Below are 14,936 nucleotides of genomic sequence, written 5' to 3'. Positions count from 1 at the left end.
CAGGGTTACGCTACTGTATAGGTTATTCCTGCGGCGCCTCTTCGTCGCCAGCGGCCTGGGCCTCTGGTGATTCAACGGCGTCAGCATCGGCCTCGTAGTCCTCGTCGCCTTCCTCTTCGGATGGCTCCTGGACCCGCTCCAGACCCACCAGGGTCTCGTCGCTGGCCAGCTTGATCAGGGTCACGCCCTGGGTATTACGACCCAGGCTGGAGACCTCGCCGACACGGGTACGGACCAGGGTGCCCTGGTCGGAAATCAGCATGATTTCCTCGCCGTCCTGCACCTGCACGGCACCGACCAGGCGACCGTTACGCTCGTTGCTGACCATGGCGATAACGCCCTGGCCACCACGCTTGTACTCAGGGAACTCGCCGATTTCGGTACGCTTGCCATAACCACGCTCGGAGGCGGTGAGGATCTGGCTGCCCTCCTCCGGAATGATCATCGAGATCAGCTTCTGCCCTTCGGCCAGACGCATGCCGCGCACACCACGGGCGGTACGGCCCATGGCGCGGACGTCGGACTCTTTGAATCGAGTGACCTTGCCGGCGTCGGAGAACAGCATGACCTCACGCTCGCCATCGGTGATGGCCGCGGAAATCAGCACGTCGCCTTCGTCCAGTTCCAGCGCGATCAGACCGACGCTGCGCTGACGGCTGAAGGACTCCAGCGGGGTCTTCTTCACGGTACCGTTGGCGGTGGCCATGAAGATGAAGTGACCTTCGGTGTACTCCTCGACCGGCAACATGGTCGAGATGTACTCGCCTTCGTCCAGCGGCAGCAGGTTGACCAGCGGTCGACCTCGCGCAGCACGGGAGGCTTCGGGAATTTCGTAGGTCTTGAGCCAGTACACCTTGCCCTTGCTGGAGAACAGCAGCAGCGTGGTGTGGCTGTTGGCGACCAGCAGGTGCGAGATGTAGTCCTCGTCCTTGACGCCGGTAGCCGACTTGCCTTTACCGCCGCGACGCTGAGCCTGATAGGCAGCCAGCGGCTGGGTCTTGGCGTAGCCGCCGTGGGAGATGGTCACAACCCGGTCTTCTTCCGGAATCATGTCACCCAGGGTCAGGTCCAGGCGCGCATCGAGGATTTCGGTGCGGCGCACGTCGCCGTATTCGGCGCGGATCAGTTCCAGCTCTTCGCGGATCACTTCCATCAGGCGCTCGGCGCTGTTGAGGATGCGGATCAGCTCACCGATCTGGTTGAGGATCTCCTGGTACTCGGCCAGCAGCTTCTCGTGCTCAAGGCCGGTCAGGCGGTGCAGACGCAGGTCGAGAATGGCCTGGGCCTGTTCCGGCGACAGGAAGTACTTGCCGTCACGCAGGCCGTACTGCTCGTCGAGGTTTTCCGGACGGCAGGAGTCGGCACCGGCGCGCTCGACCATGACCTGCACGGCACTGGATTCCCACGGCGTGCTGATCAGCGCTTCCTTGGCTTCCGACGGGGTCGGCGAAGCCTTGATCAGGGCGATGACCGGGTCGATGTTGGACAGGGCAACCGCCTGACCTTCAAGGATGTGACCACGTTCACGGGCCTTGCGCAGCTCGAACACGGTGCGACGGGTAACCACTTCGCGACGGTGGCGAACGAACGCCTCGAGCAGGTCCTTGAGGTTCAGGACCCGCGGACGGCCGTCGATCAGGGCAACGATGTTGATGCCGAAAACCGCCTGCAGCTGGGTCTGGGCGTAGAGGTTGTTGAGGATGACCTCAGGTACCTCACCACGACGCAGCTCGATGACGATACGCATACCGTCTTTGTCGGACTCGTCGCGCAGCTCGGTAATGCCTTCGAGTTTCTTTTCCTTGACCAGCTCGGCGATCTTCTCGATCAAGCGCGCCTTGTTAAGCTGGTAAGGCAGCTCGGTAACGACGATCTGCTGGCGGCCACCGACCTTGTCGATATCTTCGATGGTGGAGCGCGCACGCATATAAATGCGGCCGCGGCCGGTACGGTAGGCTTCGATGATGCCCTGGCGGCCGTTGATGATCGCGGCGGTCGGGAAATCCGGGCCCGGGATGAACTCCATCAGTTCATCGACCGTAATGTCGGCGTTGTCGATCAGCGCCAGGCAGCCGTCGATGACTTCACCGAGGTTGTGCGGCGGAATGTTGGTCGCCATGCCCACGGCGATACCGCTGGAACCGTTGACCAGCAGGTTGGGGATCTTGGTCGGCATGACCGCCGGGATCTGCTCGGTGCCGTCGTAGTTGGGCACCCAGTCGACGGTTTCCTTGTGCAGGTCCGCCAGCAGTTCATGGGCCAGCTTGGTCATGCGCACTTCGGTGTATCGCATGGCTGCGGCGTTGTCGCCGTCCACCGAACCGAAGTTGCCCTGGCCGTCGACCAGCAGGTAACGCAGCGAGAACGGCTGGGCCATCCGGACGATGGTGTCGTAGACCGCGGTATCACCGTGCGGGTGGTACTTACCGATCACGTCACCGACCACACGGGCGGATTTCTTGTACGGTTTGTTCCAGTCGTTACCCAGTTCGCTCATCGCATACAGAACGCGGCGATGCACGGGCTTCAAGCCATCACGCGCATCGGGCAGTGCACGCCCGACAATGACGCTCATCGCGTAGTCGAGGTAGGACTGTCTCAGTTCGTCTTCGATATTGACCGGGAGGATTTCTTTGGCCAGTTCGCCCATGAGAAGCCTGATTCCTTTTTCTGGTGAAACCTCGTCACATCCATATGGGACGAACGAAGCTCGCCGCTGCAAAGTGACTCCTTGCAACGACTTACGACAAATCAACGAGTTAAGCCATGGATCTGCGCAGTAAAGACAGCCCTACGGGGCTACCTTGGAAACCGTCGGATGTTACCACAATCGCCCAGACGGTGGGAGTGGGCTGCGGCACTACTACCCTACTGCTCGTCAGTAACGCCCGCCAGCCGCTCCAGCAGGCCGCAAGCGCGAGCCAATGACTCAATGCAAACGCTTGCGACACATCAATTGTGCCATCTTCACCGTATCCGGACGCTCGACGATGCCTTTCTCGGTCACGATCACATCGATCAGATCGGCCGGTGTCACGTCGAATGCCGGATTGACCGCCTCGACCCCGGCACCCAGCGGCTTGCCGTCAACCTCCAGCAGCTCGCTGACGCTCCGCTCTTCGAGCTGGATGTCTTCGCCGCTTTCCAGGTTCATGTCGATACTCGAACTCGACGCCACCACCATGAAGCGCACGCCGTGGTGCATGGCATTGACGGCCAGCTGGTAAGTACCGATCTTGTTGGCTACATCACCATTGGCCGTGATCCGGTCCGCGCCGACGATGACCCAGGTGATGCCCTTGGTCTTCATCAGATGGGCAGCGGCGGCGTCGGCATTGACGGTTACCGGGATGCCTGCCTCGGCCAATTCCCAGGCGGTCAGGCGCGAACCCTGCAGCCATGGCCGGGTTTCGTCGACATAGACCCGCTCGACCATGCCTTCCAGATAGGCGGCGCGGATCACCCCCAAGGCGGTACCGAAACCGCCGGTGGCCAGGGCGCCGGTGTTGCAGTGGGTCAGCAAGGCCTGTTCGTTGCCCTGGTGTTTGCGAATCAGTTCGACACCCAGCTGGGCCATGGTCAGGTTGGCCTCGCGATCACTGTCATGGATGGCAACCGCTTCGGCGGCCATGATTGCCGCAACGTCATCGCCCGCCTTGAGCCGCAACAAGCGCTCACGCATGCGATTGAGCGCCCAGAACAGGTTGGCGCCGGTCGGGCGGGAGTTGAACAACAGCTCGAAATCCTCTTCCAGGGCCATTTCCCAGTCGTCGCCTTCGGCCAGGCGCTGACGCACCGCCATGGCCAGGCCATAGGCAGCACTGATACCAATGGCCGGCGCACCGCGCACCACCATCGAGCGAATGGCTTGGGCCACTGCGGCGACATCGGTGCAGGCTTGCCAGGTCTGTTCGAACGGCAAAACGCGCTGATCGAGCAGGTACAGGATGCCATCACGCCAATCGATGGCTTTCACCTTCTCTGCTGCCAGCAGTTGATCGCGCATGCCTCACCCCATCATTCGGACATCAAAAGCGTACGATTATAGCGAGCCCCTGGCGTAGACGCTCGGGTATACTTCGCCCTCAGCCCAAGTGTCTCAGGGAAATCCCGCCATGCCCAAACCCGCTACGCCGCTCGACCTGCTGCTCCTGCCTAGCTGGCTGGTGCCTGTCGAACCTGCCGGGGTGGTATTGAAGGATCATGGCCTGGGCATTCGCGACGGGCAGATTGTTTTCATCGGCCCCAGGGCCGAGGCCGAGCGCTTCGTCGCCACCGAAACCCGCGAGCTGCCAGGCTGCCTGCTCAGCCCAGGGCTGATCAACGCTCACGGCCACGCGGCGATGACCCTGTTCCGCGGCCTGGCCGACGACCTGCCGCTGATGACCTGGCTGGAAGAGCACATCTGGCCTGCCGAAGGTCGCTGGGTCGATGAAGATTTCGTTCGCGATGGCACCGACCTGGCCATTGCCGAGCAGATCAAAGGCGGCATCACCTGTTTTGCCGACATGTACTTCTTCCCCAAGATCGCCAGCGAACGGGTGCACAACAGCGGCATCCGCGCGCAAATCGCCGTGCCGCTGCTGGATTTCCCGATCCCGGGCGCGCGCAACACCGAAGAAGCCTTGCACCTGGGCATCGAACTGTTCAGCGACCTGCGTCATCACCCGCGCATCACCGTGGCCATGGGCCCGCATGCGCCCTACACGGTGAGCGACGAGAACCTGGAGAAGATCCGGGTCATTGCCGAAGAGCTCGACGCACCGATTCACATGCACCTGCATGAAACCGCCTTCGAGGTCGAGCAATCGCTGGCCACCCGCGGTGAGCGCCCGCTGGCCCGCATCGCCCGCCTGGGCCTGCTCGGCCCGCGCCTGCAGGCGGTGCACATGACCCAGGTCAGCGACGAAGACCTGGCACTGCTGGTAGAAAGCAACACCAGCGTGGTGCATTGCCCGGAATCCAATCTCAAGCTGGCCAGCGGCTTCTGCCCGGTCGAACGCCTGTGGCAGGCCGGAGTCAATGTGGCGGTGGGTACCGATGGTGCAGCCAGCAACAACGACCTCGACCTGCTTGGCGAAACCCGCACCGCCGCCCTGCTGGCCAAGGCTGTGGCCGGCTCGGCCGCCGCGCTGGATGCCCACCGGGCACTGCGCATGGCCACCCTCAACGGTGCCCGGGCGCTGGGCCTGGAGACGCTGACCGGTTCGCTGGAAGTGGGCAAGGCCGCCGACCTGGTAGCCTTCGACCTTTCCGGCCTGGCCCAGCAACCGATTTACGACCCGGTTTCACAACTGATCTATGCCAGCGGCCGCGACTGCGTCAAGCACGTCTGGGTCGCCGGCAAGCAACTGCTCGACGAGCGCCGCCTGACCCGCATGGACGAACAGGCACTGCATGCCGCCGCCTGCGCCTGGGGCCAGCGGATCGGCGAGCGCAGCGAATAACCGGCCGGCAGCCGCGGCTGCCGGCCCGTGACACCTTTAATCAAAGTTTCAGAGGACCGTTCCATGAGCAACGTCGACCACGCCGAAATCGCCAAGTTCGAAGCCCTGGCCCACCGTTGGTGGGACCGAGAAAGCGAGTTCAAGCCGCTGCACGACATCAACCCGCTGCGGGTCAACTGGATCGACGAACGGGTCAAACTGGCCGGCAAGAAGGTGCTCGACGTCGGCTGCGGCGGCGGCATCCTCAGCGAAGCCATGGCCCAGCGTGGCGCCACCGTGACCGGCATCGACATGGGCGAAGCACCGTTGGCCGTGGCCCAGCTGCACCAGCTCGAATCCGGGGTAGAAGTCGAATACCGGCAGATCACCGCCGAAGCCCTGGCCGAAGAAATGCCCGAGCAGTTCGACGTGGTCACCTGCCTGGAAATGCTCGAGCACGTGCCTGACCCTTCATCGGTGATCCGCGCCTGCTACCGCATGGTCAAGCCGGGCGGCCAGGTGTTCTTCTCGACCATCAACCGCAACCCCAAGGCTTACCTGTTCGCGATCATCGGCGCCGAATACATCATGAAGCTGCTGCCGCGCGGCACCCACGACTTCAAGAAGTTCATCCGCCCTTCCGAGCTGGGTGCCTGGAGCCGCGAGGCCGGCCTGAACGTCAAGGACATCATCGGCCTGACCTACAACCCGCTGACCAAGCACTACAAGCTGGCCAACGACGTCGACGTCAACTACATGATCCAGACCCTGCGCGAGGAATGAGCATGCGCCTGAGAGCAGTACTTTTCGACATGGACGGCACCCTGCTCGACACGGCGCCGGACTTCATTGCCATCTGCCAGGCGATGCTCGCCGAGCGTGGCCTGCCTGCCGTCGACGACCAGCGCATCCGCGACGTGGTGTCTGGCGGTGCCAAGGCGATGGTTTCGGTCACTTTCAACCTCGATCCCGAGGCTGCGGAGTTCGAAGCCTTGCGCCTGGAGTTCCTTGAGCGCTATCAGCAGGGCTGCGCGGTACACAGCAAGCTCTACGACGGCATGGCCGAGCTGCTGGCCGATATCGAGAAAGGCAACCTGATCTGGGGCGTGGTGACCAACAAGCCGGTGCGTTTCGCCGAACCGATCATGCAGCAACTGGGCCTGGCCGAGCGCTCCGCTCTGTTGATCTGCCCGGATCATGTGAAGAACAGCAAGCCGGACCCCGAGCCGCTGATCCTCGCCTGCAAGACCTTGAACCTGGATCCGGCCAGCGTCCTGTTCGTCGGTGACGACCTGCGCGACATCGAGTCTGGCCGCGATGCCGGCACCCGTACTGCAGCGGTGCGCTACGGCTATATTCATCCGGATGACAACCCCAACAACTGGGGTGCGGATGTGGTGGTCGATCATCCGCTGGAGCTGCGAAAGGTGCTTGATAGCGCGCTTTGCGGCTGCTGATTTCGACAAGGATCGCGGGGCAAGCCCGCTCCCACCGAGGTCATGTAGAACCTGTGGGAGCGGGCTTGCCCCGCGAAAAAAGTCACCCTATTTTCACGAGGTAACCCCATGTTCGATTACTCCGCCCGCCCCGATCTGCTCAAAGGCCGGACCATCATGGTCACCGGCGCTGGTCGCGGAATCGGCGCAGCGGCCGCCAAGGCCTACGCCGCCCATGGCGCGACCGTGCTGTTGCTGGGCAAGACCGAAGCCAACCTGAGCCAGGTCTACGACGAGATCGAAGCGGCCGGCCATCCAAAGCCTGCGGTCATCCCGTTCAACCTGGAAACCGCCCTGCCGCATCAGTACGACGAACTGGCAGCGATGATCGAAAGCGAGTTCGGCCACATCGACGGCCTGCTGCACAATGCCTCGATCATCGGCCCGCGCACGCCGCTGGAGCAGTTGTCCGGCGACAACTTCATGCGCGTGATGCAGATCAACGTCAATGCCATGTTCATGCTCACCAGCACCCTGCTGCCGCTGCTCAAGTTGTCCCAGGATGCGTCGGTGATCTTCACCTCCAGCAGCGTCGGACGCAAAGGCCGGGCCTACTGGGGTGCTTATGGGGTGTCGAAGTTCGCTACCGAGGGTCTGATGCAAACCCTCGCCGACGAACTCGAAGGCGTGGCGCCGGTGCGCGCCAACAGCATCAACCCGGGCGCCACCCGCACCAGCATGCGCGCCCAGGCCTATCCGGGCGAAAACCCGGAAAACAACCCGCTGCCCGAGCAGATCATGCCGGTGTACCTGTACCTGATGGGCCCGGACAGCACTGGCATCAACGGCCAGGCGTTCAACGCCCAGTAAGCTCAGCCCTCGACCAGTTCCGCCTGGACACGGGCGGGCTGGCGCTGTTCCAGCTGCATGCAGCGCTCAAGGAACAGGTACATGTAGTCGTAGCTCTTGCACACAGCCCGGCGCAGCTCAGCCTGCAACGCCTGCGACGGGTTGTTACCGGCCAGGGTACAGACGATTTCCAGCGCCTCCCACGGGTGGGCGTCGTCGTACTGGGCATGCATCTTCAGCCACTTCATGGCGCGCTTGCGACCTTCCTCTGGAAAGCCCTGGGCATAGACGCCCGTCGAGCACACCACCGCCGACCATTCACCGGTTGCCCCTTCGATTGCGTAGTTGGTCGCTGCGACGGCCACCACCAGTGAATCCGCTGCACAGGTATGCCAGCACCAGTCGCTCAGGGCGTTGAGTTCGGTCGGTACGTCCTGGGCCTGCAGGTCCTCGAGGCTGACGCCATGGGCCTGGCTCCAGTACAGCCAGTAGTCGGCATGATTGAGCTCGACACGGATGTTGCGCATCAACCAGCGCCGCGCCATGTCTTCGCCGGGATGGCGTGCGTAGCGGGTCTTGGTCAGGTTCTTGGCCATGTACAGGGAGAACTGCTCGACCACCGGCCAGCCGCCAATCAGGTACTGGCGCATGGTGCGAGCACTGAGCCGGCCATCGCGCATGCGCTGATAAAGTTCGTGTTCGACTACCCGGCGCTTGCTCTCATGACAATCCTTGATCAGCTGCTGGGCCCAGAGCGGGTAACTGGTGGGGTCCATCAATGGACCGGTACGGATAAACGCGTCAATCACTGTCAGCTCCTTGTTCCTTGTGATTATCGTGCGGATCGTCAGCGAAAGGTCCCGGGGGCCTTGAACAGCAGGGGCCTGGCCGTAATCCGTTGGCGTTGCAAGCTGTCGCAGGTGAACACCTGCGGCCGCTCGATCAGGTACCCCTGGGCGTAATCGACGCCGATTTCCTGCAGGGCCTGTTCGATCAACGGCGTTTCGACGAACTCGGCAATGGTGCGTTTGCCCATGACATGGCCGATGTGGTTGATGACTTCAACCATAGCCCGATTAACCGGGTCGTCGAGCATATCCTTGACGAAACTTCCGTCGATTTTCAGGAAGTCTACGGGTAAATGTTTCAAATACGCGAACGACGACATCCCGGCACAGAAGTCATCCAGCGAGAACCGGCACCCCAGGCTTTTGAGTTCATTGATGAAGCGTATGGCGCTGCCGAGATTGGCAATTGCACTGGTTTCGGTGATCTCGAAACAGATCATCTGGGGCGGAATGGCAAACTCACCAAACAGCCGCCGCAGGTAATCGAGGAACTTGTCGTCACCGATACTGCTGCCAGACAGATTGATCGCGCACATGGCCAGCGGGCCGTCGCGCTGCTCGTCGAGGCACTGGCGAATGACCGTGAACACGCTACGCACCACCCAACGGTCCAGCGCGGTCATCAAGCCATAGCGCTCGGCGGCCGGAATGAAACTGTCCGGAAGAATGATCCGCCCGTTTTCATCCTGCAGGCGCAGGAGGATCTCGATGTGACCGGCACCGTCATCGGGCCCGAGGGCGGCGATTTCCTGGGCATACAGACAGAAGCGGTTTTCTTCCAGGGCCACATGCAGGCGTTGAATCCAGGCCATCTCGCCAAAGCGCATGGACAACTCGCTGTCGTCGGCATGGTACACCTGCACGCGATTACGGCCCTTCTCCTTGGCCATATAGCAGGCCATGTCAGCGGCCCGCAACGAGGCTTCAAGGGTGGTGGGCGCCTGAGCGATGTGCACCAACCCCAGGCTCACGGTGGTCATGAACGGCCGCCCTTTCCAGACGAAATGCAGGCTCTGAACGGCCTGACGCAGGCTTTCAGCGATACGCTCGGCCTGTTCCTGCGGGCAATTCTCCAGCAGGATGCCGAACTCGTCACCGCCCAGCCGCGCCAGGGTGTCACCTTCGCGCAGTCCGGCCTGGAGCACGGCACAGATGTGGCGGAGCAGCTCATCACCGGCCGCATGCCCGCAGGTGTCATTGACCAGTTTGAATTGATCGAGATCGAGGAACATCAAGGCGTGCCGCGCCGGTTTACGCGCCAGGGTATTGAGCGCCAGCTCCAGGCGATACTCAAACTCGCGGCGGTTGGCCAGGCCAGTGAGCGCATCATGGGTCGCCTGCCAGGACAGGTTGGCGATGTACTGACGCTCCTGGGTCATGTCATGCAGGACCAGGACGATACCGCTGATCTTGCCGTCTGCCATGATCGGCGCGCCCACCAGGGTCACCGACACGGTACTGCCATCCAGGCGCTGGATCAGCTTGGTGTGTTCGCTGCCGCCTTTGAGGCCACCGCTGAGGATGCGCTCGACCAGAGTCAGGCCGTCTTTCTCGGCATTTTCGTCAAGCAGGCTGAACAGTGCCGCCAACGGCAAGCCATGGGCCTGGGCGGCGTGCCAGTGGGTCAGCTGTTCGGCTGCCGGGTTCATGTAGGCGATGCAGCCTTCGACGTCGGTGGTGATGACGCCGTCGCCAATCGACTCCAGGGTAATTTGCGCCCGCTCCTTTTCCACCTCCAGGGCGTTGGCAAAGGCCTGGCGCTGGGCCAGCAACTTGCTGGAACGCATCCAGGCCAGGGCAATCAGGAACAGTGCAGTGGCCAGGTTGGTCACCAAAAGCACTCGCAACAGCATCCGCGAACCTTCTCCCAATGCGTCGCTGAACGCCCGGGCGGCCGGTGTTACACCGTCGTTGATGGTGGCAATGCGCGCTTTCCATTCGGCTACGTCATCAGCATCAGCGGTGCCCGAGCGAAAGCCTGCGTGCATCTGCCGGGCGACCTCGTCGAGCTGGCTGAGGAAACCATCGCCCACCGCCCACAGCTCAATGGCTTTTTCCAGGTAGCTGACCTGGCGAAAGTTCAGGTACAGCCAGATGAGGCTGGAAACGTCGTCAGGGTGGTTGCCGCCCTGAAGAATGCCTCGTCGTGCAGCCTCCAGGTCCGGGACAGGCAAATCCAGGGCCGCGCGCAATTCATGCCCGCCCTGCGGTACGGCAAAGGATTTCTGATACTTCTGGAAGACGGCCTGGTCGCGGCTATCGGCGTACAGGTTGAGGTAGTAGATCGCGTCTTTCTGTCCCTTGGACCAGAGGCTCTCCCCCGCCACATAACCACGCACCGCCGACAAGGCGTACAGGCTGATCCCGCCCAACAATGCCTGAAACAACACCACGGCCACAAATGGCCAGATGATGCCCAACAGGTTCGGGGCTTCGAGAGTCCGTTTTCGCTTCATGAGGTCCCTTGCACACAGAGCCGAATGAATCTCTATTCTTATAAACGCACAGCCTAGGCTATTTGCTCTCAATACTGGAGAGCTTTTCTCAATTACTCAGCACTTTGCCTTCAACTCTGTTGCAAATGACCATACAACTTGGCGTACAAACCGCCATCGGCAATCAGTTGCTGATGGTCGCCATCCTCGGCCACATGCCCGCCATCGAACACCAGCACCCGGTCGGCCTGCTTCACTGCAGACAGGCGGTGGGCAATGATCAAGGTGGTACGCGCACTGAGGAAACGCGCAAGGGCCTGATGCAAGTTGTATTCAGTGGCCGCGTCCAGCGCCGAGGTGGCCTCGTCGAGAATCACCACCTTGGGCTCGGCCAGCACCATCCGCGCAATCGCCAGACGCTGGCGCTGGCCTCCGGACAGGCGTACGCCCGAGCGACCGACCACGGTGTCCAGGCCGCGCGGCAATGCGGCAATCGTGCTTTCGAGCTGGGCAATGCCCAGCGCCTGCCAGCAAGCTTCGTCGCTGCAGTCGCGGCCCATGGTCAGGTTGGCGCGTACCGTGTCGTTGAACAGCGACGGATGCTGCAGCACCACCGCGACATGCTCGCGCAGGGTTTCCAGGCCGATCTCCTGCAAGGTCGAGCCACCGAAGCGAATGGTGCCGGCCTGCGCGCTGTAGAGCCCGAGCAGCAACTGCACCAGGGTGCTCTTGCCACCACCGCTGGCGCCGACGATGGCGACTTTTTCGCCCGGCGCGATGGACAGGTTCAACTGATCGAGCACCGGCTCGTCGGCATAGGCAAAGCGCAATCCCTGCACTTCGAGGCCCACTGTGTCACGCCCTTTGAACGGATCGACACCACCGGGGTACTGCGGCTCGTCGGCACGCGCCAGCAATTCGTTGAGCCGGCTCAGCGCACCGCCCGCGGCATAAAAGGCGTACTGCAGGTTCAACAGTTGCTCGACCGGGCCGATCATGAACCACAGGTAGCTGAACACCGCCAGCATCTGGCCGATCGACAGGTCGGAGAACAGCACGGTCAGCATCGCCGCAGCGCGGAAGATATCGATGCCGAACTGGAACAACAGACCACTGGCACGGCCACTGGCATCGCTCTTCCACTGCGACGCCACCGCATAGTTGCGCACTTCCTGGGCACGCAAACCGAGGCGGCCGAGGAAATAGCCCTGGCGATTGCTGGCACGAATTTCCTGGATTGCGTCGAGGGTTTCGGTCAGCGCCTGGGTAAAGCGTGAGGTGCTGTCGTTTTCCAGCTTTTTCAGGTGTTTGACCCGCTTGCCCAACTGCACCGTGGCAAAGACCACAACGGGGTTGAACAACAGGATCAGCAACGCCAGCTTCCAGTGCATCCACATCAGGATCGCCGCTGTGCCGGTCAGGGTCAGCATGGCGACCAGGAACCGGCTCAGGGTCTCGCCGACGAACTTGTCCAGGGTGTCCAGGTCGGTAACCAGATGCGTGGTCACCGTGCCGCTGCCCAGGCTTTCGTATTCCTTCAGGGAGATGCGCTTGAGCCGCTCGATCAGGCGGATGCGCAGGCGATAGACGATGTCCTTGGCCAGGCCTGCGAACAGTTTGGCCTGCACCACGTTGAAGGCCAAGGCAGCACAACGCAGGCACAGGGTCAGCACCAGCATCAGGCCGATGTAACCGGCCGCCACTTGCCAGTTGTCCGGCAGCAGCTGATTCATCCACTTGAGCGCGGCATCGCCATGCCCGAGCAAGACTTCATCGACCAGCAACGGCAGCAACAAGGGGATCGGCACGCTGCACAGCGCCGCCAGCACCGCAACGCCGTTGGCGATCCACAGGGCTTTTTTATGGTGCAGGGCCAGGCGGCGGATTTCCGCCCAGCTCAGGCGATCGGCAACAACCGGGGCAGGCCCCGGCACAGGGTCGGGTGACCCAGGCAGATCAAGCACAGGCGGCCTGCTGCAGCCAGCGGCCGAGCAGCGGGCTTAACGCGTCGAGCGACTGGTAGCCGTTGGTCAGCAACGCCAGCTGGCCGTTACGCTCGGCCAGCAAGGTCGGGAACCCGGCAATCCCCAGATCCTGTACCCAGGTGAAATCGGAGGCCGTGGCCGCGCGCACTTCGGCACTGGCAAAACGCTCGGCAAACGCCGACCGCTCAAAGCCGACCTGCTCGGCCAGCTCCACCAGTTTAGGCGCGCGGGTGACATCTTCACCGCCCTGGTAGAACGCCTGCTGGATCGCTGCGAGCAACGCCCAGGTACGTTGCCGGTCAAGCCCACGGGCCGCTACCAGGGCGCGGCAGGCAGGCTCGGTGTCATAGACAAAACCGTCCGGCATCGCCCCTTCGAGGGTGAAGGGCTGGCCAGTGGCTTGGTTGACCGCTTGCCAATGCTCAAGGATGTAGCCGCGGGTCGAGGCGTCCAGCGCGCTGCTGCCGGTGCGCAAGCCACCGGGCACCAGCTGGGTGTCGATCCCGGCTTCGTGCGCCTGTTGAATCAGGGCTTTCGCTACTGGCGCAAAGCCCCAACACCAGGAGCACATCGGGTCCATCACATAGAGCAAGCGTGCGGACATCTATCAGGCCTCGGCAGCTTTGCGGTAGTTGTGGCCGATCGGGTGCGGCATGTTGCGGGCCTTGGCCAGCTCGATCTGTTTCTGCCGGTCGATGGCACTGCGCCGGGTCTTTTCGCTCAGGCTGTCCCAGCAATGCGGGCAGCTGATACCAGGCGAATAGTGCTCGGACGCACGGTCTTCGACGCTGATCGGGGTACGGCAGGCATGGCACTGGTCGTAGTCGCCTTCGGTCAGGTCGTGACGCACAGTGACCCGGTTGTCGAACACGAAGCAGTCGCCCTGCCAGCGGCTTTCGTCCTGCGGTACCTCTTCGAGGTATTTCAGGATCCCGCCTTTAAGATGATAGACCTCTTCGAAACCTTCACCGAGCATGTAGCTGGAGGCTTTTTCGCAACGGATGCCGCCGGTGCAGAACATCGCGACTTTCTTGTGCCGCGCCGGGTCGAAGTTGGCCTTGATGTACTCGGGGAACTCACGGAACGTCGTGGTTTTCGGGTCGATCGCGCCTTCGAAGGTGCCAATCGCCACTTCGTAGTCGTTGCGGGTGTCGATCAGCAGCACCTCGGGATCGCTGATCAGCGCGTTCCAGTCCTGCGGCTCGACATAGGTCCCGACCTTGTAGTTCGGGTCCACGCCCGGCACGCCGAGGGTGACGATCTCTTTCTTGAGCTTGACCTTGGTGCGATAGAACGGCTGTTCGTCGCAGTAGGATTCCTTGTGGTCGATATCCACCAGGCGGGCATCGCTGCGCAGCCAGGCCAGCAGGCCGTCGATACCTTCACGGGTACCGGATACAGTGCCGTTGATGCCCTCTTCGGCCAGCAACAAAGTGCCTTTGATGCCGTTGGCCATCATGCTTTCGAGCAGCGGCTCGCGCAGCTCGACGTAATCTTTCAGGGTGACGAATTTGTACAGCGCCGCCACGACGATAGCTTGGGTCATGCAGTAAATCTCCAGGTGGTCACCCTCGTAAAGGGCGGACCGGATGACAATAAAAAACGCGCCGACGAGCGGCGCGTTGCACATTCTAACAAAAACCTGACGATGAAATCAGTGTTTGCTGCCACCTGCGCAGGTGGGTGAAGCTGGCGCTGCGCCGACCTTCTGCCACTCTTCGGGGGTATAGGTGTGCAGGGCCAGGGCATGGAACTGCCCCATCAGCTCACCCAGGGTGGCGTAGACCTTCTGGTGACGCTTGACGCTGTTCAGGCCTTCGAACTGTTCGCTGACCAGCACGGCCTTGTAGTGGGTTTCTTGCCCACGGCTGTGCATGTGGCTTTCGTCGAGCACCGAGAGGTGCTGCGGCGCCAGCGCGGCCAGGCTCTGTTCAATCTTTTGCTGCATGGACATGGA

The 14,936-nt window shown here is 62.2% G+C and carries 12 protein-coding genes; 4 read left to right on the top strand and 8 right to left on the bottom strand.

Going from position 1 to position 14,936, the window contains the following annotated elements; translation table 11 throughout:
• Nucleotides 1-22: 22 nt before the first annotated feature.
• Both gyrA and mtnA read right to left on the bottom strand, forming a co-directional pair.
• The gene (gyrA, locus tag PSAKL28_RS07025) at nt 23-2,650 is read right to left on the bottom strand and encodes a DNA gyrase subunit A (protein WP_038608303.1); all 2,628 of its coding nucleotides are present in this window, start codon (nt 2,648-2,650) and stop codon (nt 23-25) included.
• 279 nt (nt 2,651-2,929) lie between these two features.
• A complete protein-coding gene (mtnA, locus tag PSAKL28_RS07020; protein WP_038608301.1) occupies nt 2,930-4,006 on the bottom strand; it encodes an S-methyl-5-thioribose-1-phosphate isomerase in 1,077 nt (358 codons plus the stop codon).
• Nucleotides 4,007-4,115: 109 nt separating this feature from the next.
• On the opposite strand from mtnA, the gene PSAKL28_RS07015 reads away from it, so the two are divergent.
• The 4 genes from PSAKL28_RS07015 to PSAKL28_RS07000 all read left to right on the top strand — a co-directional run bounded on the left by PSAKL28_RS07015 (nt 4,116) and on the right by PSAKL28_RS07000 (nt 7,732).
• Nucleotides 4,116-5,447, top strand: a complete 1,332-nt coding sequence (locus PSAKL28_RS07015) for a TRZ/ATZ family hydrolase (protein ID WP_038608299.1) — start codon at nt 4,116-4,118, stop codon at nt 5,445-5,447.
• A 63-nt stretch (nt 5,448-5,510) separates the two neighbouring features.
• Nucleotides 5,511-6,209 carry a bifunctional 2-polyprenyl-6-hydroxyphenol methylase/3-demethylubiquinol 3-O-methyltransferase UbiG gene (gene ubiG, locus PSAKL28_RS07010; protein WP_038608297.1) on the top strand — a complete coding sequence of 233 codons (699 nt, stop codon included), beginning with the start codon at nt 5,511-5,513 and terminating at the stop codon, nt 6,207-6,209.
• A gap of 2 nt (nt 6,210-6,211) precedes the next feature.
• Entirely contained in the window at nt 6,212-6,883 is a 672-nt protein-coding gene (gene mupP / locus PSAKL28_RS07005; protein WP_038608295.1) for an N-acetylmuramic acid 6-phosphate phosphatase MupP, read from the top strand.
• A 108-nt stretch (nt 6,884-6,991) separates the two neighbouring features.
• Nucleotides 6,992-7,732 carry a YciK family oxidoreductase gene (locus PSAKL28_RS07000; RefSeq protein ID WP_038608293.1) on the top strand — a complete coding sequence of 247 codons (741 nt, stop codon included), beginning with the start codon at nt 6,992-6,994 and terminating at the stop codon, nt 7,730-7,732.
• A 2-nt stretch (nt 7,733-7,734) separates the two neighbouring features.
• On the opposite strand, the gene PSAKL28_RS06995 is transcribed toward PSAKL28_RS07000, so the two are convergent.
• From PSAKL28_RS06995 to PSAKL28_RS06970, 6 genes are all read right to left on the bottom strand, one after another.
• Nucleotides 7,735-8,487: an iron-containing redox enzyme family protein gene (locus PSAKL28_RS06995; protein ID WP_371261992.1), complete on the bottom strand. Its 753-nt coding sequence runs from the start codon at nt 8,485-8,487 to the stop codon at nt 7,735-7,737.
• Between the two features lie 71 nt (nt 8,488-8,558).
• Nucleotides 8,559-11,015 (bottom strand): EAL domain-containing protein, encoded by a 2,457-nt coding sequence (locus tag PSAKL28_RS06990; RefSeq protein ID WP_038608289.1) that lies wholly within the window; start codon nt 11,013-11,015, stop codon nt 8,559-8,561.
• Between the two features lie 110 nt (nt 11,016-11,125).
• Nucleotides 11,126-12,958: an ABC transporter ATP-binding protein gene (locus PSAKL28_RS06985; RefSeq protein WP_038608287.1), complete on the bottom strand. Its 1,833-nt coding sequence runs from the start codon at nt 12,956-12,958 to the stop codon at nt 11,126-11,128.
• A complete protein-coding gene (locus PSAKL28_RS06980; protein ID WP_038608285.1) occupies nt 12,951-13,583 on the bottom strand; it encodes a DsbA family protein in 633 nt (210 codons plus the stop codon). Before PSAKL28_RS06980 ends, PSAKL28_RS06985 begins: the two co-directional genes overlap by 8 nt.
• A 3-nt stretch (nt 13,584-13,586) precedes the next feature.
• A complete protein-coding gene (trhO, locus tag PSAKL28_RS06975) occupies nt 13,587-14,525 on the bottom strand; it encodes an oxygen-dependent tRNA uridine(34) hydroxylase TrhO (RefSeq protein ID WP_038616289.1) in 939 nt (312 codons plus the stop codon).
• 108 nt (nt 14,526-14,633) lie between these two features.
• A complete protein-coding gene (locus PSAKL28_RS06970) occupies nt 14,634-14,933 on the bottom strand; it encodes a BolA family protein (RefSeq protein WP_038608283.1) in 300 nt (99 codons plus the stop codon).
• Nucleotides 14,934-14,936: the final 3 nt, after the last annotated feature.

Source organism: Pseudomonas alkylphenolica (genome assembly GCF_000746525.1).
GTDB lineage: Bacteria > Pseudomonadota > Gammaproteobacteria > Pseudomonadales > Pseudomonadaceae > Aquipseudomonas > Aquipseudomonas alkylphenolica.
This window is presented reverse-complemented; position numbering and strand designations above follow the sequence as displayed.

Bases quoted from the DNA above. Each gene is read 5' to 3' on its own strand.
- PSAKL28_RS07015 (WP_038608299.1), top strand. From the start codon at position 4,116: ATGCCCAAACCCGCTACGCCGCTCGACCTGCTGCTCCTGCCTAGCTGG.
- PSAKL28_RS07000 (WP_038608293.1), top strand. From the start codon at position 6,992: ATGTTCGATTACTCCGCCCGCCCCGATCTGCTCAAAGGCCGGACCATC.
- PSAKL28_RS06980 (WP_038608285.1), bottom strand. From the start codon at position 13,583: ATGTCCGCACGCTTGCTCTATGTGATGGACCCGATGTGCTCCTGGTGT.
- ubiG (WP_038608297.1), top strand. From the start codon at position 5,511: ATGAGCAACGTCGACCACGCCGAAATCGCCAAGTTCGAAGCCCTGGCC.
- mupP (WP_038608295.1), top strand. From the start codon at position 6,212: ATGCGCCTGAGAGCAGTACTTTTCGACATGGACGGCACCCTGCTCGAC.
- trhO (WP_038616289.1), bottom strand. From the start codon at position 14,525: ATGACCCAAGCTATCGTCGTGGCGGCGCTGTACAAATTCGTCACCCTG.
- mtnA (WP_038608301.1), bottom strand. From the start codon at position 4,006: ATGCGCGATCAACTGCTGGCAGCAGAGAAGGTGAAAGCCATCGATTGG.
- PSAKL28_RS06995 (WP_371261992.1), bottom strand. From the start codon at position 8,487: ATGGACCCCACCAGTTACCCGCTCTGGGCCCAGCAGCTGATCAAGGAT.
- gyrA (WP_038608303.1), bottom strand. From the start codon at position 2,650: ATGGGCGAACTGGCCAAAGAAATCCTCCCGGTCAATATCGAAGACGAA.
- PSAKL28_RS06970 (WP_038608283.1), bottom strand. From the start codon at position 14,933: ATGTCCATGCAGCAAAAGATTGAACAGAGCCTGGCCGCGCTGGCGCCG.
- PSAKL28_RS06990 (WP_038608289.1), bottom strand. From the start codon at position 11,015: ATGAAGCGAAAACGGACTCTCGAAGCCCCGAACCTGTTGGGCATCATC.